The organism is Pseudomonas sp. G166 (assembly GCF_037027455.2).
In the GTDB taxonomy this organism is placed as follows: Bacteria; Pseudomonadota; Gammaproteobacteria; order Pseudomonadales; family Pseudomonadaceae; genus Aquipseudomonas.
The window spans coordinates 6,500,649-6,525,155 of record NZ_CP146985.1; the positions used below are offsets into that span (position 1 = coordinate 6,500,649).

General features: G+C 60.3%; 14 protein-coding genes. 10 read left to right on the top strand and 4 right to left on the bottom strand.

What is annotated here, in order from left to right; translation table 11 throughout:
* Nucleotides 1–188 precede the first annotated feature (188 nt).
* On the bottom strand, nt 189–1,106 hold the full coding sequence (locus tag SGN16_RS28965) for a LysR substrate-binding domain-containing protein (RefSeq protein ID WP_210642082.1): 918 nt from the start codon (nt 1,104–1,106) through the stop codon (nt 189–191).
* A 181-nt stretch (nt 1,107–1,287) separates the two neighbouring features.
* On the opposite strand from SGN16_RS28965, the gene aspA reads away from it, so the two are divergent.
* The 7 genes from aspA (at nt 1,288) to SGN16_RS29000 (ending at nt 14,267) form a co-directional block, all read left to right on the top strand.
* A complete protein-coding gene (gene aspA, locus SGN16_RS28970; protein WP_003196363.1) occupies nt 1,288–2,712 on the top strand; it encodes an aspartate ammonia-lyase in 1,425 nt (474 codons plus the stop codon).
* 487 nt (nt 2,713–3,199) lie between these two features.
* Nucleotides 3,200–4,651: an alanine/glycine:cation symporter family protein gene (locus tag SGN16_RS28975; protein ID WP_210642083.1), complete on the top strand. Its 1,452-nt coding sequence runs from the start codon at nt 3,200–3,202 to the stop codon at nt 4,649–4,651.
* Nucleotides 4,652–4,788: 137 nt separating this feature from the next.
* Complete coding sequence (locus SGN16_RS28980; RefSeq protein ID WP_335944957.1) at nt 4,789–5,793, top strand: asparaginase; 1,005 nt, start codon at nt 4,789–4,791, stop codon at nt 5,791–5,793.
* A 182-nt stretch (nt 5,794–5,975) separates the two neighbouring features.
* A complete protein-coding gene (locus SGN16_RS28985; protein WP_335944958.1) occupies nt 5,976–6,968 on the top strand; it encodes an AraC family transcriptional regulator in 993 nt (330 codons plus the stop codon).
* Between the two features lie 354 nt (nt 6,969–7,322).
* Nucleotides 7,323–8,354 (top strand): histone deacetylase family protein, encoded by a 1,032-nt coding sequence (locus SGN16_RS28990; protein ID WP_335944959.1) that lies wholly within the window; start codon nt 7,323–7,325, stop codon nt 8,352–8,354.
* Nucleotides 8,355–8,366: 12 nt separating this feature from the next.
* A complete protein-coding gene (locus SGN16_RS28995) occupies nt 8,367–9,467 on the top strand; it encodes a polyamine ABC transporter substrate-binding protein (protein ID WP_210642088.1) in 1,101 nt (366 codons plus the stop codon).
* A gap of 198 nt (nt 9,468–9,665) precedes the next feature.
* Nucleotides 9,666–14,267 (top strand): DUF6543 domain-containing protein, encoded by a 4,602-nt coding sequence (locus SGN16_RS29000; protein WP_335944960.1) that lies wholly within the window; start codon nt 9,666–9,668, stop codon nt 14,265–14,267.
* 124 nt (nt 14,268–14,391) lie between these two features.
* Here the strand turns inward: SGN16_RS29000 and SGN16_RS29005 are convergent, their stop codons facing one another.
* Entirely contained in the window at nt 14,392–15,942 is a 1,551-nt protein-coding gene (locus SGN16_RS29005; protein WP_335944961.1) for a PLP-dependent aminotransferase family protein, read from the bottom strand.
* Nucleotides 15,943–16,043: 101 nt separating this feature from the next.
* Here SGN16_RS29005 and SGN16_RS29010 point away from each other — a divergent pair, with 101 nt between their 5' ends.
* From SGN16_RS29010 to SGN16_RS29020, 3 genes are read left to right on the top strand one after another with little or no spacing between them, the layout of a single operon-like run.
* Complete coding sequence (locus SGN16_RS29010; protein ID WP_335944962.1) at nt 16,044–16,685, top strand: FMN-binding negative transcriptional regulator; 642 nt, start codon at nt 16,044–16,046, stop codon at nt 16,683–16,685.
* Between the two features lie 2 nt (nt 16,686–16,687).
* On the top strand, nt 16,688–17,134 hold the full coding sequence (locus tag SGN16_RS29015; protein ID WP_335944963.1) for a GNAT family N-acetyltransferase: 447 nt from the start codon (nt 16,688–16,690) through the stop codon (nt 17,132–17,134).
* A gap of 10 nt (nt 17,135–17,144) precedes the next feature.
* Nucleotides 17,145–17,816 carry a GNAT family protein gene (locus SGN16_RS29020; RefSeq protein WP_335944964.1) on the top strand — a complete coding sequence of 224 codons (672 nt, stop codon included), beginning with the start codon at nt 17,145–17,147 and terminating at the stop codon, nt 17,814–17,816.
* A gap of 161 nt (nt 17,817–17,977) precedes the next feature.
* Here SGN16_RS29020 and SGN16_RS29025 read toward each other — a convergent pair whose 3' ends face one another.
* Together SGN16_RS29025 and SGN16_RS29030 are read right to left on the bottom strand one after the other, a co-directional pair.
* Nucleotides 17,978–23,329 carry a DUF6543 domain-containing protein gene (locus tag SGN16_RS29025; protein WP_335944965.1) on the bottom strand — a complete coding sequence of 1,784 codons (5,352 nt, stop codon included), beginning with the start codon at nt 23,327–23,329 and terminating at the stop codon, nt 17,978–17,980.
* A 273-nt stretch (nt 23,330–23,602) separates the two neighbouring features.
* Nucleotides 23,603–24,502, bottom strand: a complete 900-nt coding sequence (locus tag SGN16_RS29030; RefSeq protein WP_210642094.1) for a homocysteine S-methyltransferase family protein — start codon at nt 24,500–24,502, stop codon at nt 23,603–23,605.
* Nucleotides 24,503–24,507 lie beyond the last annotated feature (5 nt).

Below are 24,507 nucleotides of genomic sequence, written 5' to 3' on the forward strand. Positions count from 1 at the left end.
ACTTTCGCCGACCGTCTGTCGTTTGAGGGGAAGTGGCGACTTTATTGACTCTCGGGTCAGCGAAATAGCAACACAAATCCCCCTGTGGGAGCGAGCTTGCTCGCGATGGCGATGTGTCAGTCAACTCCGATGTTGAAGGTCAGTCCGCTGTCGCGAGCAAGCTCGCCCCCACAGGGTTTTGAGTGCTATCAAGATCCCGCGGCGCCCTGCGCTGCGCCGCCCTCAAGCTTGCGCCACAACAAGCGCACATTGGCCTTGCGCACCAAGGCGCAGCGGTACAGGCGAATCTCGAGAGGTACGTGCCACTGCGTGCCGCCGCAGACCACCAGTTCGCCCCGGGCCAGTTCGGCACGTACGCTCAGGTGCGGCACCCAGGCAATGCCCAGGCCTTCCAGGGCCATGCTTTTCAGACTGTCGGCCATGGCCGTCTCGTAGACCGTGGTGAAACGCAGCGCCCGCTGGCGCAACAACTGGTTAACCGAGCGGCCGAGAAACGCTCCGGCGCTGTAGGCCAACAGCGGCACGCTGGCTTCGCCTTCGAGATCGAACAAGGGCTTACCACCGGCATCGGCGGCACACACCGGGAGCATTTCGGTCTGGCCCAAGTGCAGCGACGGAAAGATCTCCGGGTCCATCTGCATCGCCGAATCCGGATCGTAGAAGGCCAGCATCAGGTCGCAACCGCCTTCACGCAATGCATGGACCGCATCGCCGACGTTGGTCGCCACTAGCCGCGTGGCGATGTTCATCCCTTCGTTACGCAACTGGGCGATCCAGCGCGGGAAGAAACCCAGCGCCAGGGAATGGGCGGCCGCCACCTGGATGACTTCGCCCTGCCCGCCTTCCAGATGATGCAGATGACGCAGCACTTCACCCAACTGCTCGACCACCGTACGGGCCGTCACCAAGAAGAGTTGCCCCGCCGCCGTCAGTTCGACCGGCGTACGAGAGCGGTTGACCAGGGTCAGCCCGAGCGCCGCCTCGAGGCTGCGGATTCGCCGGCTGAAGGCCGGCTGTGTCACGAAGCGTCGTTCAGCGGCCTGGGAGAAACTGCGGGTAGCGGCCAGGGCACTGAAGTCCTCGAGCCATTTGCTTTCAAGATTCATCATGTCCTCCCGTTACACGCACCAAAACAGGTCACACGTTCGCCGCACAGCCGACGTCACACCCGCATTATGCCGAATATGCATAGGCCAGTGTTTAACAGCATTGGCCCTAATTTTTCCGAGAGCCTAGGATCCACAGCGTTCCGGCTTAGCCCGGGTCCTTATCGAGATGATTTCAATCATGTCCTCCGCTGCATCATTCCGCACAGAAAAAGACCTGCTTGGTGTACTTGAAGTACCGGCGCAAGCGTATTACGGCATCCAGACCCTACGAGCGGTAAACAACTTCCGTCTCTCCGGTGTTCCGATCTCGCACTACCCAAAGCTGGTGGTCGGTCTGGCAATGGTCAAACAGGCCGCCGCTGACGCCAACCGCGAACTGGGACAGCTCAGCGAAGCCAAGCACGCCGCCATCAGCGAAGCCTGTGCACGATTGATCCGCGGCGACTTCCACGAAGAGTTCGTGGTGGACATGATCCAGGGCGGCGCCGGCACGTCGACCAACATGAATGCCAACGAAGTGATCGCCAACATCGCTCTGGAGGCCATGGGCCACCAGAAAGGCGAATACCAGTACCTGCACCCGAACAACGACGTGAACATGGCGCAGTCCACCAACGACGCCTACCCGACCGCGATCCGCCTGGGTCTGCTGCTGGGCCACGATGCGTTGCTGGCCAGCCTCGACAGCCTGATCCAGGCGTTCGCGGCCAAAGGTGAAGAATTCAGCCACGTCCTGAAAATGGGTCGCACCCAGCTGCAAGACGCTGTGCCGATGACCCTCGGCCAGGAATTCCGTGCCTTCGCCACCACCCTGAGCGAAGACCTGGCGCGCCTGAAAACCCTGGCGCCCGAACTGCTCACCGAAGTGAACCTGGGCGGCACCGCCATCGGCACCGGTATCAACGCTGACCCGCGCTACCAGGCCCTGGCCGTGCAGCGCCTGGCAACCATCAGCGGCCAGCCGCTGGTTCCGGCCGCCGACCTGATCGAAGCCACCTCCGACATGGGCGCCTTCGTACTGTTCTCCGGCATGCTCAAGCGCACCGCAGTCAAGCTGTCGAAGATCTGCAACGACCTGCGCCTGCTGTCCAGCGGCCCACGCACTGGCATCAACGAAATCAACCTGCCGGCCCGCCAGCCAGGTAGTTCGATCATGCCCGGCAAGGTCAACCCGGTTATCCCCGAAGCGGTCAACCAGGTAGCGTTCCAGATCATCGGCAACGACCTGGCCCTGACCATCGCGGCCGAAGGCGGTCAACTGCAACTGAACGTGATGGAGCCGCTGATCGCCTTCAAGATCTTCGACTCGATCCGCCTGCTGCAACGCGCCATGGACATGCTGCGCGAACACTGCATCGTCGGCATTACCGCCAACGAAGCGCGCTGCCGTGAACTGGTCGAGCACTCGATCGGCCTGGTCACCGCCCTGAACCCGTACATCGGCTATGAAAACGCCACCCGCATCGCCCGCGTTGCCCTGGAAAGCGGCCGCGGCGTGCTGGAACTGGTGCGCGAAGAAGGCTTGCTCGACGACGCCATGCTCGACGACATCCTGCGCCCGGAAAACATGATTGCACCGCGTCTGGTTCCGCTCAAAGCGTGATCACCGCTGCTAACGCTCACCAGGTCGAGGGACTAGACACCTCTCACCTTTTGAGGGCTTGGGGATTTTTCCCCAAGCCCTTTTTTTAATTTGACAGAGACAAGGATGACCGAACTGTAGGAACGAATCTTCTCGCGATAAACGATGACGCGCTGCCGTTGTAAACCGCGTCACCAGCCATTGCGAGCGGGCTCGCCTCCACAAAAACCTGACCGGATGGCCAGGTGAAATGAAGGGTCCGCTTCGTCGGACGCACCACAATCGTGCAGACGGGCACCGCACTGATAGGTATAGTGCCGCCCCTCTTCGCGTGAGCGGTCGTCAGTAGAGAGACCCTAAAACATGCGAAAACCGAACTAATAACAAACCCGCGAAAATGGACCGGGACGAAACATCGCCTCACCTGTTGGGCCGCGCGCCGACCGATGTAACGCGATATTTCCAAATGGCCAGCATTTGCTTAAACAAAAAACAGCGAGGAATACTCATGCTTGAAGTCATCAACGACTTCCTTTCAGGGAAAGTGCTGATCGTGCTCATTGTCGGGCTCGGGAGCTACTTCACGATCCGCTCGCGTTTCGTCCAGTTCCGCCATTTCTTTCATATGTTCGCGGTGTTCCGTGACAGCCTGAAAAGCAGCACTGACCAGCTCAGCTCCTTCCAGGCCCTGATGCTCAGCCTGGCCGGTCGTGTCGGCGCAGGCAACATCGCCGGTGTCGGCATCGCCGTGACCCTCGGTGGTCCTGGCGCAGTGTTCTGGATGTGGGTGACCGCGCTGGTCGGCATGTCCAGCAGCTTCTTCGAGTGCTCCCTCGGCCAGCTCTACAAGCGCTGCGACTCCGAAGGCCAATACCGTGGCGGCCCGTCCTACTACATCCAGCACGGCCTGCAGAAACGCTGGCTGGGCATGATCATGGCATTCCTGCTGCTGGTCACCTTCGGCTTCGCCTTCAACGGCCTGCAAGCCCACGCCGTCACCCACTCCCTGAACAACGCCTTCGGCTTCGACACCACCTACACCGGTCTGGGCCTGGCGGTGCTGCTGGGCCTGGTGTTCATCGGCGGGATCAAGCGCATCGCCAAGGTGGCCGACCTGCTGGTACCGGTCAAGACCCTGGCGTACATCGCCGTGACCATCTATGTGATCGTGCTGCAGTTCGACCACGTACCGGCCATGCTGGCGACCATCGTCAAGAGCGCCTTCGGTCTGGATCAGGCCTTTGGCGGCCTGATCGGCAGCGCCATCGTCATGGGCGTCAAGCGTGGCGTGTTCGCCAACGAAGCCGGCCTGGGCAGTGCGCCTAACGTGGCCGCTGTCGCGTCGGTCGAGCACCCGGTGGCCCAGGGCGTGGTACAGGCGTTCAGCGTGTTCCTCGACACCTTCGTGATCTGCACCTGCACCGCACTGCTGATCCTGCTGTCGGGCTTCTACACCCCGGGTTTCGAAGGCGACGGCATTGCCCTGACCCAGAACTCCCTGGCTGCCGTGGTCGGTGACTGGGGCCGCATGTTCATTTCCGTAGCCCTGGCGTTGTTCGTCTTCACCTCGATCCTCTACAACTACTATCTGGGTGAGAACAACCTGCGCTTTATGCTCGGGGAAAACCGCAAGGCGCTGATCGCCTACCGCGCGCTGGTCCTGGTCCTGATTTTCTGGGGCGCCATCGAAAACCTCAGTACCGTCTTCGCCTTCGCCGACATCACCATGACCCTGCTGGCGTTCGTGAACCTGATCGCGCTGTTCCTGCTGTTCAAGGTCGGCATGCGCATCCTGCGCGACTACGACGACCAGCGTTCGGCCGGTATCAAGACCCCAGTCTTCGACTCCAGCAAGTTCCTGGACCTGGATCTGGACCGCAAGGCTTGGCCTGCCAACCCATCGGCGCCGGTTGCCAAACCTGACGCCGCTGTTGCTGGCACGACCGCAGCGCAACGCTGATCGGTAATAAGCTGTTAGGAAAAACCGGGCGCATCCCCTGCGCCCGGCGTGACACAGCCTAAGGTCGGCGTCATGCTCGACCTTATGTTGTGGCAGCGACTAAATGACGCTGCCGCTTTCGCCCTCGGAGAACCCTCATGAATTCCTCGACCTACCCTGCCGCCCAGCACGTCATGGTGCTCTACACCGGCGGCACTATCGGCATGCAGGCCAGCGCCCATGGCCTGGCCCCGGCATCCGGTTTCGAAGCGCGGATGCGCGATTACCTGCACAGCCAACCCGAACTCGTCATCCCGCAATGGCGCTTCCGGGAAATGTCTCCGCTGATCGACAGCGCCAACATGACCCCGGCCTATTGGCAACAACTGCGCGAAGCGGTGGTCGATGCCGTGGATGTGCAGGGCTGCGACAGCGTACTGATCCTGCACGGCACCGACACGCTGGCCTACAGTGCGGCCGCGATGAGCTTTCAATTGCTCGGTCTGCATGCCCGGGTCTGCTTCACCGGTTCCATGCTGCCCGCCGGCGTGACCGACAGCGACGCCTGGGAAAACCTCAGCGGTGCGCTGGTCGCCCTCGGCCAGGGTCTGGCGCCGGGGGTGCATCTGTATTTCCACGGTGAGCTGCTGGAACCCACCCGTTGCGCCAAGGTGCGCAGTTGCGGGCGTCATCCATTCAAGCGTCTGGAGCGTCAGGGTGGCGGTACCAAAGCCGCTTCGCTGCCGGCACCGTTGAATTACAACCAGCCCAAGCAATTGGCGAATATCGCGGTGCTGCCGCTGTTTCCCGGCATCAGCGCCGAGATCCTCGACGGCCTGCTCTGCAGCGGGATCCAGGGCCTGGTGCTGGAGTGCTACGGCAGCGGCACCGGGCCGAGCGACAACCCAGCCTTCCTCGCCAGCCTCGAGCGGGCGCGGGACAGCGGCGTGGTGGTGGTGGCGGTGACCCAATGCCATGAAGGCGGCGTGGAGCTGGATGTGTACGAGGCCGGCAGTCGCTTGCGTGGCGTTGGCGTGCTGTCTGGCGGCGGCATGACCCGCGAGGCCGCGTTCGGTAAGTTGCAGGCGTTGATTGGCGCGGGGTTGCCAGTGGAGGAGATTCGGCGGCTGGTTGAGCTGGATCTGTGTGGCGAGTTGAGCTGACACCCGGCAAAACCTGTGGGAGCGAGCTTGCTCGCGATGGCTGACTTTCATTCAGCATCAATATTGAATGTTCCACCGCTATCGCGAGCAAGCTCGCTCCCACAGGGGTTCGCTCAAGCCTGGCAATCTTCGCCCGGCATACAACTTGCTCCATTTCCAGCTTGCCCAGGCTGGAACCCAATATGCTTCATTCCCACCTCACCACCCTCAATGCCGTCTCCCTGGTGCTCAGCACCTTCAAGCATGAAGGGCTGTCCAGCGACGCCTTGTTGGCCGGCAGCGGCATCAGCGCGGCGGATCTGAGCCGGGCCGACACGCGCATCACCACCAACCAGGAGATGCAGGTCTGCGCCAACGCCGTGGCCCTCAAGCGCGACATCGGCCTGGAACTGGGTCTGCGCATGCACGTTTCGTCCTATGGCATGCTCGGTTATGCCCTGCTCACCAGTGCCACCTTAGGTGACGCTTTGCGCCTGGCGCTGCGCTATCCGGCGCTATTGGGAACACTCTTCGAGCTGAATCTGGAAGAAAGCCAGGAGACGGTCTGGCTCAGCGCCAGCGATTATCGGGAGAACCCGACCCTGGCAGTGTTCAACGCCGAGTTCTGCATGGTCTCGCTGAAAGTCATCTGCAACGACCTGCTCGGCCATGCGCTGCCATTGCGCGCGGCGCGCTTCGAACATCCGGCGCCCGATTACCAGGCGCGCTATGCAGCGCTGTTCAATTGCCCGGTGCGCTTCGACAGCCTCGATAACGCATTCGCCTTCGACCGCCACTGGCTCGAACAGCCCCTGCCCCTGGCCGACCCCATCACCCATCACGCCATGGCCGAACGCTGCCGCCGACAGAACACCGAGTTCACCGGACGCCAGGCCTGGCTGGGGCGGATTCGCCAATTGCTCAGCGCACAACTGGACGCCGCCCCCGGCCTGGAAGGCCTGGCCGCGCAAATGAACTGCTCGGCGCGCACCTTGCGCCGACACCTCAAGGATCTGGGTTGCAGCTATCAAGAATTGCTGGACGAACTGCGCTTCGAGCGGGCCAAGCAAATGCTCTGCGAAGACCAACTGCCGATCTATCGGATCGCCGAAATACTCGGCTTCAGCGAAACCGCCAGTTTTCGGCATGCCTTCGTGCGCTGGAGTGGGGTGGCGCCGAGTCAGTTCAGGCCCTGAACCTTCGGTAATCGCCGCTTTCACGCACAACACCTGCCCCCTGTGGGAGCTTGCTCGCGATGGCGTCCGCTCAGACACATCCAGCGCCCTAAAGGCGGACGCCAGGTTGACCGCAACAACCGGTCTACGACGGTAGCGCCGCCGAGCGGGAGCAAGCTCCCTCGCCACAAATCACCGCGTCGCCATCGAAGCCGCCCTTATGCCCCGAACCCGCGCACACCTGCGCCAACAAGGGGCGATTTACGGTCAAACCTTTTGGCCATTTTGATCCCCTTTTGGCCTCTCCTGCCGTTCTCCAAACCCCCGCGCGCCGCAAGACTGTGAGCAACCGGATCAGCCTTGCGGAGAACAAAAATGCTGACGATCTACTCAGACGATCACCACCTGCACCACGGACGTTGCGAGTTGATGGACGGGCAATTGATGCCCTGCTTCGAAATGCCCTCCCGGGCCGATCATGTGCTGGAGCGGGTCAAGACCCAGGCGCTGGGCCCGGTCGAAGCGCCCCATGATTTCGGCCTGGGGCCGATCCAGCGCATCCACAGCACGGCGTACCTGGAATTTTTCAAAGGTGCCTGGGATCGCTGGGCTGAGTTCGAGCGCGACGGCGATTTGCTGCCTTTCACCTGGCCGGCGCGGACCTTGCGCACGGTCATTCCGACAAGCCTGCACGGCCAGCTCGGCTATTACAGCTTCGACGGCGGCGCGCCGATTACCGCGGGCACTTGGCAGGCAGCCTACAGCGCCGCCCAGGTCGCCCTCACCGCCCAGGCCGAGATCCAGCGCGGCGCTCGCAGTGCCTTCGCCCTGTGCCGCCCGCCGGGACACCACGCCGCCAGTGATTTGATGGGCGGCTATTGCTATCTCAACAACGCCGCCATCGCCGCCCAGGCCTTTCTCGACCAAGGGCATAAGAAGGTCGCGATCCTCGATGTCGATTACCACCACGGTAACGGCACCCAGTCGATTTTCTACGAACGCAACGACGTGCTGTTCGCTTCGATCCACGGCCACCCGGAAGCCGAGTTTCCGTTCTTCCTCGGCTACGCCGACGAGTACGGGGAAGGTGCCGGTGAGGGCTTCAACTTCAACTATCCTCTGCCGGCCGGCTCAGGCTGGGACACCTGGAGCGCCGCGCTGGAGCAGGCTTGCGGCGAAATCCAAGGCTACGACGCCGATGTCATCGTCGTGTCCCTGGGTGTGGACACCTTCAAGGACGACCCGATCTCGCAGTTCAAGCTCGACAGCCCGGATTACCTGGCGATGGGCAAGCGCATCGCCGCGCTCGGCAAACCGACCCTGTTCGTGATGGAAGGCGGCTATGCGGTAGCAGAAATCGGCATCAATGCCGTGAACGTTCTCGAAGGTTTTCAAAGCGCCCAATGAGGAAATAACAGTATGAACAGACTCAAGCGTTTGATGGTTCCCAGCCTGTGCGCCGCGCTGCTGTGCGGCGCTGCCCAGGCCGAAGAGCGCACCCTGCGTGTCTACAACTGGTTCGACTACATCACGCCCAAGGCCCTGGACGATTTCAAGGCGCAGAACAGCCAGGTCAAACTGGTCTACGACATCTTCGACACCAACGAGGCCTTGGAGGCCAAGTTGCTGACCGGTAATTCCGGCTACGATGTGGTGGTACCATCCAACGTGTTCCTGGCCAAGCAGATCGAGGCCGGTGTGTTCCAGCCCCTGGACCGCAGCAAACTGCCGAATTGGAACCACCTCGATCCCAAGCTGATGAAGCTGATCGAAGCCAACGACCCGGGCAACAAATTCGCCGTGCCCTACATGTACGGCACCATCCTGATCGGCTTCAACCCGGACAAGGTCAAGGCCGCCCTGGGTGACAACGCACCGGTGGACAGCTGGGACCTGATTTTCAAGGAAGAGAACATCAGCAAACTCAAGCAATGCGGCGTGGCACTGCTCGACTCACCGTCGGAAATCCTGCCCCTGGCCTTGCAGCACCTGGGCCTGGACCCTAACAGCAAGAAGCCGGCGGACTACGCCAAGGCCGAAGCATTGTTGATGAAGATCCGCCCACACATCACTTACTTCCACTCATCCAAGTACATGGCCGACATCGCCAACGGCGACATCTGCGTGGCCGTCGGTTACTCCGGCAGCTTCTCCCAGGCGGCCAACCGCGCCAAGGAAGCCAAGAACGGCGTGACCGTGGACATGCGCCTGCCCAAGGAAGGCGCGCCGATCTGGTTCGACATGCTCGCCATCCCCAAAGGCGCGAAGAACCCGGACGACGCCTACACCTTCATCAACTACTTGTTGCAACCGAAGGTGATCGCACCGGTCAGCGATTTTGTCGGCTATCCAAACCCGAACAAGGACGCCACGGACATGGTCGACCCGGCGATCCGCAACAATCCCAACCTGTACCCGACCGAGGCGGCGATGGCCACGCTGTATACCCTGCAGCCCTTGCCCCGGGATGCCGAGCGAGCGCGGACACGGGCCTGGACCCGGATCAAATCCGGGCAGTAGCCTGTAGCGAGGAGAACGTTATCAGGGCTGCTTCGCAGCCCCAGCGGGGCGGTGCGACGTTTCGTTAAATCCCCTCGCCACAAGGTTTACTTGGCATATACATAGTTACCACCTTCCCTGTCTTGTACCTCCCTAGCATGGAATCCCCGAAGCATTCAGCGGCGGGGATTCCACCTATCGCAAGACAGGGAGCGTCAGATGAAAAAAACCTCTACGACCACGAACACTACACCAGAAGCCAGCCTCAAGAATGCTGTGCTCAACCAGCTACTCGCAGGCCCCACCTCCCCGGAAGTTGCCGCCGTGCTCCTGCGCAGGGCCCTCAAGAAAATGTATCCGACACTGGACCTCGATCCGCTCAACACAGTCGTTGGCGAGCCTCGCTGGGACATTGTCGACAGCGAAATCCTGGAACTGCCCACCCGTTACGAAACCCTCAGCGATATGGTGGCCGAACGAGTAGGCGCGAGCGATTCGACCATGCTGATCGAAGGCGTGCACTTTCTGACCCAGCTGCCGATCAGCACCCCTGAGGTGCATCTGCCGGTGCGTATCGAGCAGATCGGAGCCCTGATCAACGAACTGGAGCCCGTCATGTTGTCCGCTTGCCAGGAACAACAACTGGCGTACTGGAACGCTCCAGTGGGCACATCCGGCCCACGCTGGCATGAACTCTCCAGAACCCTGCGCAAGATCTGGGACGTGCAAGAGGTCAATGGCTGGACCGCGACTGAATGCGACATGGCCAGGCAATTGTTCCTTTACCCCAACCTGGAGGACCGCAAGCAACATGATCGCTACGACACTCACGCGTACCTGATCGACATCGATGAAGTTGACGGGACCAACGTCAGTCGCCTGAACGAAAACTCACTGGTGGTACTGATCGGAACCATCGCCAGCAAAGAGGTCATCCTTACGTACTCGCTGCGCGACAGCTATAAAAAATTCGATTCACAGCAAGCGCTGGGGCAATTTCTCCCGACGCAACTGGACACCACGTACCGCAAGAAAATCCAGTGGCGGCTGTATGAGCCCACCGGCAACATCTTCGACCACAAGGCCTGCGGGCTGATCGCCATGCAGGTCAAGATCCTCGGTTCCCCCAGCTTCCTGAAAAAAGTTTCGTCCATCGAGGACGACCAGCCCGTGACCAGCGGGCTGGACGCAGAAAAAGGTATTGGCGCGACCTGGTTCGATAAAAAGATACCCGACTGGCTGCTGGCAGCGTCGATATCCGATCAGATTCTGTTCGCCCAGCACATGAAAAACCTTTCGGCGCTGAGCAGTTCCCATGCCGGCAAGACCTACCTGGACGCTATTGCTCCTATCAAAGAGTTTGCGTTGAACGCCCTCAAGAAACAGATGCAAGCGGACCATGCCGACGCTGCGACACTCGATCCGGAAAAAATCGAGATCCAGATTCGCAGCCTCGTGGCCTGGGGTTCTTTTATCGTTCCGGGCAAATTCGAGACCACCCGGTTCAATCTCGTTGAGCTGGCCTTGCAAAACCTGATTGCACTGCCCCTGGGCAACAAGACCGTCAGGTCCCTCAACGGCAAGGTGTTGCCCACCTGGATGACGACTGACTACATCGAAAGCCTCATCACCAAAATCGACATCGGTCGCGTCTATCCCGATCTGGTGAAGAGCAAACTGCTCGACGATCCAACCGAATCAGCCCGCCGCGAAGAGTTGTACACCTCCCAGTTGCGCATTCAACTGCCCATGCTTGCGCTGGAGGGGAAGATCCGAGGGCGTGGGAACATCGACGAACGGGGCTACCGTTATGTCGCCGCACTGATGGAGCCGGAGGAAGCCGATCGCAAGGTCGACGGACAACCCATCGTCCTGCGCAGGCTGGCCTTCATATCCGAACAGAAACTGATCCCCTCGGAAGACATCGTGACCAATATGTTCGTGATCGGTCCGAAGAATCCAGGCGCCGGGCCCTGCCTGCTTTATCGACCGTTGCTTGAACCGCAGTTGTGCCAGTACCCCTCGTCCAGCAATCTGTTGTATGCGATCAGGCAAATCCCTGAATTGCGCCAATCGGTCCTGGCCTGGCTGCCCGATGAGGTGCGCAGCAATTACAGCCGATACATTTTCTCGGGCCCCCTGCCCTCACCCTGGGTCATCGTTGAGTTTGCGACGGACCCTTTTACCTCATGGCTCGATAGCGCCCCCGTCGGTTTGAGCGAAAAAACCCTGGGCCCCGATTTCCTGCCACTGTTGTTCAAGGCCAATGCCAATGCCCTGGTCGAGCTTGCAGATCGGCAATCGGTCTCCAACAGCGAAACCCGCTGGAGTACGTTCAAGCAGGCCGGCTGGCTGATTTTCAACCTGGCCCTGCCTTACCTGGGCGCTGCCGTGGGCACCGCCGTCTGGCTCTGGCAAATTCTGGATGACATTGAAACGCTGATGCAGGACAGCGAACACGCCAACGACCAGGCCACATGGGAGGCATTCGTCGACCTGTTGCTGAACCTGGCCATGGCGATCACCACGCACGCTATCGACCATGCCAGAGAAGGCACACGCAGTCGCAGGGCAGCGGCACCGGAGGTGATAGAGGAGCCGGTCAAGCTGGTCAGACCCAAGCTTGTCATCGAAAAACTCACGCCTTCCACCGGCAAGGAACTGCACCCTGAGCACTATGAGTCCATCCATTCCAGCGGTGCCCTGACGGGCAAATCGGGAGAGGGCGCCAAGCTCCTTGAGACGTTCAGTGTCGACGCGCCCGAAACACCAGGGCAGGCCCATATCGATGGCATGTTCAAAGGGCTCTATCACCGACAGGGGCTGTGGTACGCCAAAGTGGCAGAAAAATGGTTCAACGTGATGATGGTGGGCGATAAGGTCTGCGTCGTCGACGCGAAGAACCCCTCGCGCCTGGGCCCTCCCCTGAGGCTCGATATACACGGCAATTGGCATATCGACATCCGTCTGCGCCTGCGCGGCAGCGGATCAAAAGGTGCGATGGAAAAAGTCATCGCCGACACTCACCGCCGCAGCGTTCAACTGCTGGCCGAACTGAATCGCTTCGAAGAAAAAAAACCGGAGCACCAGGCGCTGCTGACAATGAACGCGCAAGAGCTGAACAACGCCTCGGGCTCCACCAAGGAGACCAAGCGCAACGTTTACTTGAGTACCTTGAAAACCCAGCGCGAAAGCTATGAAGAAGCGTTGAACATCCTGACGCAATGGCCCGTCTTCCAATCAAGGCCCGACGCGCCCAAAGCCAGGCTGGGCTACCTGAACGCACAAATCAACTTCACGTTCGAAGAGATAGACGCGCTGAAAGAGCGGTTTACCCCGGCCCTGAGAACAGCCATGGACATGGCCACCACCGGCGTCGCGGTCGTGGAGCAGCAGCACGTCGATGCAGCCGAGAGCATGATCCGGGTCGGCGAGGACATGAACGAGCGCCTGGATTACATGGAGACACGTTTTTCCAGGCTCAAGGTACTGGGGCGTGAAGGTTTTGAATTTATCCGGCAGCACCGAGGAAGAATGCCGACCTACAAGAGCGACGGTATCCGTCTTATCCAGTTAGACATGTATCGGCACCTCTGCCTGACGCTCGATAGCGTCAATACCATGCCCGAAGGTTGGGCAGTCATTAACCAACTGGTTGATAGCGCCACGATTGCCTTTCAAAGCCTGCACGATGCCATCGAGGAACGCAGCGTGATCCGACTGGACGAGCAAATCGATGCATTCGGCAGCCTTACGGAGCAGTTCACCGCCCTTGAAGAACAACTCGAATACGTGGGCACCGAGTACAAGGAGAGCGCCCGCCCGGCCGAACTCAATCGGCTGAGCAAGCAGATCAGCAGCCTGAAAAAACGGGCATTGCAACATTTGGCCCAGGCCCTCGATGAGAGAAGCAACCGGCGCAGCATGGGCAACCCTTATGAGCCACGCCCCAGGTTCAGGAAGAAGTTCATCAGGGCACGTTTCTGGGGCCTGGTCAGCGGCGAACCTCGGTTGACGAAAATGCACGAAGAAACCGATTGGGTCGATGTGAAGAACCCGGTCACAGACAAGATCATCGCCACCTTCCACCGCAAGGGAACGGGTGAGTGGGTGCCCCATGCGCTCACCGATACGCCGCAGATCGTTCCGCCACTGGCAACCAGCCTCGCCAAGGGCCAGGCCCTGATCGATGGACTGGAGGCGTTCCGAGCGCAGGTCGAGGAGCACATGAATGCGCCAGGCCGATCACCCACCGGTATCGGGATGATTCTGAACGCTCATGCAAACAGGATGGAAAAAGTCGGCATTGCAATCAAAAAGGCCGTGGACAGTGCCTCGAACGAAACCGTTGAAGTGTCAGTAAAACAAAAGCGTACGGCCGAAGCCCTGCGCATGGAACTCAAGACACAAGCGAAGGCCCTTTATGAGGAAGCCTTCGATGCCGTACTGAATGTCATCAAACATCGTCCCCCGACCATGGATGGCGTCATATGGCTTAAAAGCCGCAATCGCATTTCCATCACCAAACTGAAGAACCGACAAAAAAACAAAGGCCCGCTTCACGGCTATCTCGACCGGTACGAGATCAGGGACGTGAAGGAAAACAAAACGCTTTGGTTTGCGGATTTCCGTTACTCCACCGACTGGGTCCCCGCCCACGCCTACCTTTCCGGTCGCTTGAAAACACCGGAACAAGTCAACAAGGGAGCACGCGCCGACGCCACCCAGGACCTCACCCAGCGTCAACTGATCGATCTTTACCGCAGCGAAATTGCGGTGGACCAGGCCAAGGAAGTGTTCTTTCCAAAGCAGCCTTCATAACGGTCAGGAGCTGAACCTGTGGGAGCGGGCGTGCTCGCGAAAGCGGTGAATCAGCCAGCCGCCATGTTGGATGCGCCCACGTCTTCGCGAGCAGGCTCGCTCCCACAGGGCTTGTGCCAGGCGCTCAGCCTCCTGTTCTCCAGGCCTTTGCCAGGCTCGCCAGCGCGGTGCCAATCGCCGCTGGCGGCACGGCTGCAAACCCCAGTACCAGCCCGGCTCGCACTGGCGTCGTCGTGGTGGGCAACCAATAGCCACTCAAGCCATTGATTTCGATCCCGGCCTGAGTTGCTTGCGCGATCAACTGCTGCTCACGCTCGACGCTGTCCACCGGCACGGTGACATGCAGCCCGGCCACCACCGTGGGCATGGTGCCGACACCGGCAACCGCCTTCGGCCAGCCGGCCAGCAGCGCGTCACGCCGGGCCAGGGCGGCCCGGCGCATGCGCCTGATGTGCCGCTGAAAATGCCCCGCGGCCATGAATTCGGCCATCACCGCTTGAGTACTGACTTCAGAGTGGCGCACATCCACGGCGCGGCGGCGGGCGAAGGCGCTCACCAGGCCAGGCGGCAAAACCAGATAACCCAGGCGCAGGGCCGGGAAAGCCACTTTGCCAAAGGTGCCAACGTAAAGAACACGGCCCTGGCGATCCAGCGCGGCCAAGGGTGCCAACGGCGCGCCGCTGTAGCGGTATTCGCCGTCGTAGTCGTCCTCGACGATCCAGCCGTCGTTGCGCTCGGCCCAGGCGAGCAGTTCCAAGCGCCGTGCCAGGCTCATGACCACCCCGGTCGGATACTGATGGGACGGCGTGACATAGGCCAGCCGACAGTGGCTCAACGTACCCAATGCCGTGCAATCGAGGCCATCGCTATCAACCGATACGCCTCTCACCTCGGCACCGGCCACGGCAAACGCATGCCCGGCGGCGCGATAGCCGGGGTTTTCCACAGCGACGACGTCGCCCGGGTCCACCAACAGCTGTGCACAAAGGCTGATGCCCTGCTGGGCACCGCTGGTGATCACAATTTGTTCAGCGGTGCAGTGCAGGCCTCGGGAGCTGCGCAGGTACGCCGCGATCAGGCCGCGCAAGCGTGCATCACCTTGGGAATCGCCATAACACAGCTGTTGCAGATCCGGCTTGCGCCAGAAAGCCGCATTCAGCTTGGCCCACACGTCAAAAGGAAACAGATCGAAGGCAGGAATACCGACTCGAAACGCCCTCGGCGGGCCGCTGGGCGGCTGGACCAAATGATGCTTTTCAACCCGCTCCAAGGCGTCGCTGTGGATAACTTGGCTGGATGAAACCACAGGTAAATCCAGCCAATCTGTGGATAAGGCTGTGGGTAAGCCTGTTGAAAACCCTGTGGACACTTTTGTGGATATGTTTTTGAGCGGTAGCGCCGTCGCAGACAGCTTTGCCACATAAGTACCGTCACCGACCCGCCCCTCAATGAAGCCTTCGGCGTAGAGCTGATCGTAGGCCCGTACCACGCTGTTGCGGGAAATCGACAAGGCCGCCGCCAGATCGCGACTGGCCGGCAGGCGCGTGCCGCTGGCCAACCGCCCGTCCAGCACCCGGGCACGTAACGCTTGGTACAGCTGACGACTGAGCCCCTGACGCCGGTCCAGTTCGATGCCGGCGGGGTTGAATGACAGTGGCGGTACGATGTTGATCATGACGACACCTTGAAAATGGACCTATCAAATTGGTCATAAGTGGCTCTTACAACAGACCAATAGCCTGCCTAGGATGCTCGCATTCGCCAAGGAAAATCGTCATGTACAACCCTAAAGCCTTTGCCGTCGAAGACCTGCCCCAACTGCAACAGATGATGGGTGACTGCCGCCTGGCCGTATTGATCACTCATGGTGAACACGGCTTGCAAGCCAGTCACTTGCCGCTGTTGCTGGACACGCAACAGGGCCCTAACGGCAGCCTTTACGGGCACATGGCTCGGGCCAATCCCCAGTGGCGCGACCTGGAAGCCGGCGCCGAAGCCTTGGTGATCTTCGCCGGGGCCGACGCCTACGTCAGCCCAAGTTTCTACCCTGGCAAGGCCGAACACGGCAAAGTCGTACCGACCTGGAACTACCAGGCCGTACACGCCTACGGCACCGCCGAGGTGTTCAGCGATCCTGAGCGCCTGCGTAACCTGGTCGGCGCCCTCACCGACCGCCACGAAAGCGGCCGCGCCTTGCCCTGGAGCATCGACGATGCTCCGGCCGAGTACATCGACAGCATGCTCAGGGCCATCGTTGGCTTCGCCCTGCCCATCCAGCGCTTGGAAGGCAAACGCAAGCTCAGCCAGAACCGCAGCCTGGTGGATGCCGCCGGGGTACGCAACGGGCTCGCCGCCAGCCCTGATCCGCAAGACCAGGCGCTTGCGTGCCTGATGCCTGAACAATCGTCGAAGGAGTGAACATGAGCCAACCTGAGATCCGCCTCGTCAGCGCTGACGATCACGCCGCCTGGCTGCCGTTGTGGCAAGCCTACCTGCGCTTCTACAACACCGAACTGCCGGACGCGGTCAGCCAAAGCACCTGGCAACGCTTGCTCGATGACCGCGAGCCGACCCACGGGGCCCTCGCCTGGCACGGCGACACGGCGGTGGGCCTGGTGCATTTCATTTATCACCGATCGAACTGGAGCATTGAAAACTCCTGCTACCTGCAAGACCTGCTGGTAACGGAACGATGCCGCGGCACTGGCGTCGGTCGCCAACTTATCGAATTCGTCTACCGCACTGCCAAAGCCGACGGTTGCTGCAAAGTGCACTGGTTGACCCACGAAACCAACGCGACCGCGATCCAGCTCTACGAGCGCATCGCCGAACGCCCGGGTTACATTCAATTTCGCAAAGCCCTGTAAGGAGCGCAGCATGTCGACTTCACTCGCCGATTGGAAAGGTGTCCCGGCACCCTCTACGCAGTTGATCGAAGGGCGTTTCATACGCCTGGAAAAACTCGATCCGGCGCGTCACGCCGACGGTCTGTGGCAAGCGCTGGAAGGTCCCGGGGCCGACCCGAAACTCTGGGATTACTTGCCTTACGGGCCCTTCAAGGATCGTGGCGCTTTCGATGCCTGGCTGGAGAATCATGCGGCCAATGTCGACCCGTATTTCTTCAGCGTGATCGACCGCGCCAGTGGCGATGTACAGGGCATCCTCAGCCTGATGTCCATCGTGCCGGCCCAGGGCCGTATCGAGATCGGCCACGTGACCTTCGGCGCACCGATGCAGCGCTCGCCGAAAAGCACCGAGGCAATTTATCTGCTGGCCAAGGAATCTTTCGCCCTGGGTTATCGTCGTCTGGAGTGGAAATGCAACAACGCCAATGCCCGCTCCAAATACGCCGCCGAACGGCTGGGCTTCACGTTTGAAGGGGTGTTTCGCCAGCACATGGTGGTCAAGGGGCAGAATCGTGACACCGCGTGGTACTCGATGCTGGATTCGGAATGGCCGGCGATCGCCGCGGGCTTCGAGCGCTGGTTGAGTGAAGAGAACCAGAGCGCGGATGGGCAGGTGCTTGGGTTGGTGGAGTGTCGCCCGTAGGTTATCGGTGATTGGTCGTCCGCTATCGCGAGCAAGCTCGCTCCCACAGGGGGCCAGGGGCGGCTGCAAGATCTGCGTTCGCCGCCAACCCCTTGTGGGGCCGGGCTTGCTCGCGATGGCTATTGGGCAGGCGACACATTCGTCGCCTGCCAACTGTCCAATCACTCCAATTTCGGCTTCATCTCACCAAACTGCTTGAGCGAGTCAGGGGTCACGCCCCGCCGTGCGTACTGCCAGGCCCAGCCCGGTATTTGCAGATGACTTTCCAGGTACACGGCAAAATCCAGACGACTATGCCCCAGACGATTGGTTGGGAAGTCAAAGCTGTACAGGTATAGCTGGGCCCGACGTTGGCTGATGGAAAGCAGGTTTTGAACAATCCGATTCGCACGGGCTTCTTCCGCTCCCAGGCTGTCCCTCAGTGCCAATCCAAAATCCAGTCCAGTACGCAGCGACCCCGGTCGTCCAAGCGCCTGCCGAATAGTCGCATCGCTAAAGTGCGGCCCAATCAGGTCAAGCCAGATCTGCATGGCGTACTCGGAGGACAGACGCATAAGGTTCCCCAATAAACCCGGGGTGTTGAACAGGAGGGCTACCCGGACATTGGAAGGCAACTGCCCTGGAGGGCTGAACAGCTTTGCGACGGCAGGCACGTCTATGCTCTCGATGTTCTTCCGCGCCCCGCCCAGGAACCGCATGAACGCCGTCAGATTATCTTGATAAGTGATGATGCTTTGCAGGTTCCGATCATCGAACACCTGCATCCAGTCGAGGTCGATGCGCCCCGTACGCTCCAGTTCGCCATAACGGCTGTTTGCATACGCGGCGATGAGTTCAAAGCGCCTGTCGGTGAGCGCCGGATTACGGATCAACCTCGCAACCTCACTCACGGGCAACATGCCACCGAGGTTGTGAATGATGACGGGGGATCTCAGGATAATGTCGACCCGCCGCCGCAGAACAGGGAAGCGCCCAAGGGCCGTTCTGAGTAAATCAACGGTCCGCTCGACCATATCGGCATACATGAACTCTTCGAACAGCTCAGCATCGTCATCGACGAACTTGTCCCGATCACGCATCAACAACTCTTTTACGTCATCCAGATCATTGCGATCCACTAGATGAGCACCGTCCAGCAACTCTTCAAGCTCAGCCGCGTCCAGATGATCGTGCAGCGCCTCCTCATGCCTGACATAGCCCAGGCTATTGCGGGGGTGATGACCGAGCAACTGCCGGGCGGTGACCCCATACTCCAGCATGATATGGGCCACGTCTCTGGAAACCAGCAGGTACTTGTTGTCGAGCAGCCGGAGAATGTTCTGGTCATCGACAGGCCTCAGCAGGATGTCCTCGAACAGTCGCTGCATGGTGACTTTTTCCTGCGCGGAAAAAGGGGCGCTGGTGTTCGCCATCAGATTGGCCGGGGACCGGGGCGACACCAGGCGGCCAACTTCCTGCAGGATCTCGGGGGGTAACTTAGTCCCTGGCGCCTCAGTGATTGCCGCCCGAATAGTCCTTTTTACCTGCAGGTCCAGGTAATCCAAGGTCGGTTGGAACAAGCGATGCGGGTTGGGCGTGCCGTAAATGATCCGGGTAAGATCGAACACCGCCGAATTGTCCAGGAGATTGACCAGCGACGGCGCACTCTCGAAGAGGGCTTGCTGGATGTCGGAGACTTGGGGCGCCACATATTGACTCAACTCCGGATGCTGATCGATATGATCGGCTGCCGCATCGCGCAGCCCCTGCATCGTGAACGTCTGCTGAGACCGCCCTTCATTCAACCCCGCCGCCAAGCCATTGAATAAGCAATCGCCATCGGCATTGATCTCCACCACGCGCTCACCCAAGACCAAACTGTAATGGTCATGACTGGTTCGTCTCAAAACGACATCTGTGTCAGCTCTATCCGGATGCTCGGCCACCGGATAAATCGTTTCATGTTGCCCGGGGGTAAAACGCACCGACCAGGCACGTTCCGCGGATATTTCATCAATGATCAGCAAGCTGCGGTTTTGTGGCCAGATCGCCAGACGCGTCATGATTGACGGCACCAGGTCCATGATCCGATTGTTCCAAGTGCCCGGCGTGCGTATCGAATTGGAAACAGCGGAAACCGATAGGGCAGGCTTCTTTGAAGGCCCCGGTTGGGCAGGCGTATCCGCCGGGCGTTTGCCGCCGCCCCGGCCAAATCCTACGGCGCGCCACTCGCCATTGGACATCCGCGCCACCGTACTTCTCATCACCCCGCTGGAGACGATGTTCACTCCTGAAACAGGGTCTACCAAGGTGGCTTCGGTTGCGTTCAACCTCGTATGGTCATGCACCCGGAACACGGTGCCATCGGGTTGTCGCACATAGACCGGGCGAGCAATAACCCTGCCGGTGGCCGTATCGCTGACTGTCGCGCGATAAAAGCCGCGTGCGTCCGCTGTCAGCCCTTGTATCACCGAAGTATCCGAAACGGCATAGGATCGGTAGACCGCCGCCTCCAACGGCAGCCCGGTCAGTGCCTCGTCCTGGGTTTGGCGAGCCGTCAGCGTCCGGAAAGAGGATTGGCCTCGTGGCGCAAGCGTCACGTTTCGGACCAGGTGCCAGCCTCCGTGGTTGGCCACCGTGTGCACGAATGCCAGGGTTTTCAGGTTCAGCGGGATAGAACCGGTCCTGGATATCAACAGGCCGGTCTTGATGATGCTCTTGAGCATCTGGAAACCGGGGGCCAGGAACATCGTCGCCAGTTCCAGGGCAATCTCGACCGCCACCTGTCCAAACCTGCCGAGCGTTTGATAATGAACATCCAGGTTGCTAGTGGAGCGATGGTCGGCATGCGCACTGTGGAAGTTGACGTGCGCCCGGTGAAGGGCCTCCAGCAGATCGCCGCTGATCAACGCGCCACGAATCAGCGGGCGGCCGCCTCGCTGCCCCAGGGTACGTTTGATCTCTTCAGGATCGCTGGTGGCAATGCGCGAACGGAAATACGCCTGCCATTCCTCTCGTGGCAATAGCCCTGCCACGCCATCGCTCAGGTCGGCAAACTCATGGAAGTCGTCGCCCTCGGGGCTGTCTGGAAAATAAACGCCAACCGTTCCCTTGATGTTCGGCCCTTCCTGATCGGAAAAGATCAGCGGGCCATCGATGCTGAGCGCATTGCTCATCCTTCCCTGCTGCCCTCCAGCGCCTACGCTCCCCCCAAGCAGAAGACCATGGACGTGCACACGTCGCCCCAAGACCAAGGGGCGTGTCTGTGCCGTCGGCGAACGCAGGACCGCATCCAGCCAGAGCGCGAGGCGCTTGCACGGTTTCGGTGGGTTGAAGGCCGTATCGAGCACGGTGCTCTTGAACACTTCATTGCCCCTGAGCGCGGCTTCGTGACCTTTGAATTTCATATTGGCCAGATATGCCGCTTGCCAGGCCTTCTTGTAGTCCGGCTTGTTCATCTCCTTGCTGAGCAGGGTTTGGTAGCTTGCTCCGGCATCGATGCTCGTCACCATCCGGGCCAGTTCGCGCCCGGTCAACGTGACGAAATAACCGTTGGCCGGGTGCCGGATACGTTGGCCATCCTGATCGGCGACATAGACCGCCTGCACTTCGCGCATTGCATTGGGGTACTGAGTCGGACGCAGGTTATCGAGCATCAACTGAGTCAAGCTGGAGATACGGGACTGCCTTAGGCTGGCACTTTTCCCGAAAGAAAACGTGACCAGGCACTTGTCCGGGTCGGGATCGATGCCGGGGTGCACCGTTTGTTGAAGGTAGTGCTTGACCTTCTGGCGGGTGAACTGCCACAGCGTCTGGATATCGCGGGCACCCAGTTCATAGGCCGCTTCCAGGACCTGTTTTTCCAAGTTGCGATAGGTCGATTGCTCCGAACCTGTTGCGCTCTTGTAAAAGTCCGGGCGGTTGTTTTCAACCAGGACTTCCTGACGGACAGTCAGCGGTCCGGTAAGCGACAACATGGGTAAATCCAGCGCATCTTCAACATTCAGCGCAAAGGCCGCCAAAGCGACCGTCTCGTTTTGCGGAGCATTCAGATACGTTTCCAGAGCGGTGTCTTGGATCTGCAGCAGGTCATCTGCCGCCACTTCAAAAACATGCCCGGACAATTCAGAGGATATATCCCGGATCGTGCGTTTCTGCCCGTCGTAGGTAGGGCTTACTTGATTGACCAACGCCTGGAAAGAATGGAAGCGCTGTATGCCCCCTTCCAGGGAGTAGAGAAACAATGAAGGTTGATCCGTGCGTTTGATCACCATTGCAGCGGGCCATTTCTGCGCGGTCGTGCTGCCCATATCGAGCATGACGGCGTAGACATGGGGGATGGGGGCTCGCAGCAGCCGGCTTCTGTCCGCCATGCCCGGATGGGTCGTGATGAGGTCCAACAGGCGATCTTCTTCACCCTGCTGGCTTCGTTCACTTTGGGTCAACGCAATGCCTGAATCCCGATCGGCCTTGTACAGGTCGAAAAGGTGCAGGAATCGTCGGGACAACAAATGAGCGAGGGCCGCTTCAGCGGTAGACGGGGTTGAGGTCTCGAGCGAGTCGCCCCACTGCTTGTTACGGCGAAAGGCGTTGAAATCGTCACGGAACTGACGTTTCAGGCTGTCATTGGTTGTGGGTTGGGCGATATAGAAGACCGCCTCCATGGCCGCCAGGATGTTCCTGTCCACCGGGTTGGCAAATACGCTGTCCGCCTCTTCCAAGGCATCCGGACGAGTGAAGAATCCCACGCCACCGACCGAGTAAGTGGGCGGTGTGTCCGTCGCCAGACAGCTCAATAGAACATCGGTAAAACTCTGCGAAGCGATCAATGAACGTCCGCCGACGGAATCGACGCTGAAGTGGTTCACATACCAATGATCCGGATCGATATCCTCCAGCAGTGCCGGGCGAAATCGGGTCTCGGGGATCTTTATCTTGATCCTGCCGATCAGCAGGCTCTTGAGCACCGAGTCGAACGTGGGCAGGCCGGCGAACAAACGCGCCAGTTTCACCTGATTGCTGTCCAGCAGTGCCAACTGCCGGACTTGTTCTTTGCCACGGACACTGAGCAGATTGCCTTGGGCATCCACCTCGGTGACAACGGGCTGGCCCGTGCCCTGGTAGCCGGGGGCAATGCCCGTTTGCAACTGCTGCAAGATGTCTGGCGAAAGGGCTTTACCGTTGACCCGCAGCGACGAGAAGTCCAGAGACATATGGCTTCGATGTGGATAAATCCAGCCCTCACGCGGCGAATGGCCGGAGGGATAGACCCGGCTTTGGTGGGCGATCAAAAAGCCTTGTGTCACGGCGTCACGCAACGGCACCGATGTGCGCTGACTGATCGCGGCCGACTCTTCGGTTTCGACCTCTTGATAAGTGACCATCACTGGCGCGTCGCCGACGAGGCCCCACTGGCCCAGCCATTGATCGGCAAAGGCATGCGGCTGAAATCGAAGACCGTTGGATAACAGGGTGAGGGGTTTCAAGGGCGCGACAGGAGGCGCGCCATGTTCATGTTCAGAGAAGACAGTCATTTAAGTGTCCCGGTTGTGATCAGGGCTGGGACCCTATCGCGCCGTTCGAGCTCAAATGACATACATATGTATAGGGGTGGCTAGAGGGCTTGGGGAAAAGCGTAAGCCAATATGTTCTGCAAAAATATGTAACCTGGTTGATCGTTCCCACGCTCCTGCGTGGGAATGTCGCCAGGGACGCTCCGCGTTCCGCTTCTGGGAGGTGACGCAGAGCGTCACGGGATGCATTCCCCACGCAGGAGCGTGGGAACGATCAATTACGGCGAGCCAGGTTCAGATCAGCTTTTGCGCCAACACCGCAATATGCTCCGGCCCGATCCCGCAGCAGCCACCCAGATGACTGGCCCCGCGCTTGCGCCAATCCGCCGCCCACTGCAGGTACCCCGGTGGGTCGAGGTCTTCGCGCAGTGGGTCCAGGCCGTCGTTGGCCGTCGCTTCCTTCGGTTGCGGCGGGAAGGCGTTGGCGTAGGCACCGATGTGGATCTTCACCCCCAGCCGCTCGAAGGTTTCCCGCGCAGCATCAATCGCCGCGCCGATCACTTCTGGCTGGCTGCAGTTGAACAGCAGCACTTCGACACCCAGCTCGGCCGCGACCGCCGCAGCGTCCGCCACCGGTTCGCCGGAACGCAGGCGTGGCACTTCATCGGTGTCTTCATCTTTCAGGGTAAACGACAGCCAGAACGGCTTGCCGTCCTTGGGCAGCCCGGCGTGAATCGCCCGCGCTTCGACCGTCGAGCTTTGGGTTTCGGCCAGCCACAGGTCGATATGGGGCGCCAGGCCGGTCACCAACGGCGTCAGCAGTTCACTGGCGCGGGATGCGTCGAACAGATCGGGCCGATAGGAACCGAACAACGGTGGCAGCGACCCGGCGACCCGTACCGCTTTGCCTGAAGCTTGCACTGCTCGCTGCGCCAACTCCCCGGCCAGCGCGGCCAGGGCCTGGCCTTCGGCGGCAAAACGCTCTTCACCGATGTGAAACGGCACTACCGCGTAGCTGTTGCTGGTGATTACATTGGCGCCGCTGGCAATGTAGGCCGCGTGCACCGCTTCTACCGCCTGGGGCGCTTCGCTCAAGGCCAGGGCCGACCACTCGGGTTGGCGGAACGGCGCGCCACGGCGTTGCAGTTCGCGGCCCATGCCGCCATCGAGAATGACTGTCGTTGCTGAGCCCATATGCG

Bases quoted from the DNA above. Each gene is read 5' to 3' on its own strand.
- SGN16_RS28965 (WP_210642082.1), bottom strand. From the start codon at position 1,106: ATGAATCTTGAAAGCAAATGGCTCGAGGACTTCAGTGCCCTGGCCGCT.
- aspA (WP_003196363.1), top strand. From the start codon at position 1,288: ATGTCCTCCGCTGCATCATTCCGCACAGAAAAAGACCTGCTTGGTGTA.
- SGN16_RS28975 (WP_210642083.1), top strand. From the start codon at position 3,200: ATGCTTGAAGTCATCAACGACTTCCTTTCAGGGAAAGTGCTGATCGTG.
- SGN16_RS28980 (WP_335944957.1), top strand. From the start codon at position 4,789: ATGAATTCCTCGACCTACCCTGCCGCCCAGCACGTCATGGTGCTCTAC.
- SGN16_RS28985 (WP_335944958.1), top strand. From the start codon at position 5,976: ATGCTTCATTCCCACCTCACCACCCTCAATGCCGTCTCCCTGGTGCTC.
- SGN16_RS28990 (WP_335944959.1), top strand. From the start codon at position 7,323: ATGCTGACGATCTACTCAGACGATCACCACCTGCACCACGGACGTTGC.
- SGN16_RS28995 (WP_210642088.1), top strand. From the start codon at position 8,367: ATGAACAGACTCAAGCGTTTGATGGTTCCCAGCCTGTGCGCCGCGCTG.
- SGN16_RS29000 (WP_335944960.1), top strand. From the start codon at position 9,666: ATGAAAAAAACCTCTACGACCACGAACACTACACCAGAAGCCAGCCTC.
- SGN16_RS29005 (WP_335944961.1), bottom strand. From the start codon at position 15,942: ATGATCAACATCGTACCGCCACTGTCATTCAACCCCGCCGGCATCGAA.
- SGN16_RS29010 (WP_335944962.1), top strand. From the start codon at position 16,044: ATGTACAACCCTAAAGCCTTTGCCGTCGAAGACCTGCCCCAACTGCAA.
- SGN16_RS29015 (WP_335944963.1), top strand. From the start codon at position 16,688: ATGAGCCAACCTGAGATCCGCCTCGTCAGCGCTGACGATCACGCCGCC.
- SGN16_RS29020 (WP_335944964.1), top strand. From the start codon at position 17,145: ATGTCGACTTCACTCGCCGATTGGAAAGGTGTCCCGGCACCCTCTACG.
- SGN16_RS29025 (WP_335944965.1), bottom strand. From the start codon at position 23,329: ATGACTGTCTTCTCTGAACATGAACATGGCGCGCCTCCTGTCGCGCCC.
- SGN16_RS29030 (WP_210642094.1), bottom strand. From the start codon at position 24,502: ATGGGCTCAGCAACGACAGTCATTCTCGATGGCGGCATGGGCCGCGAA.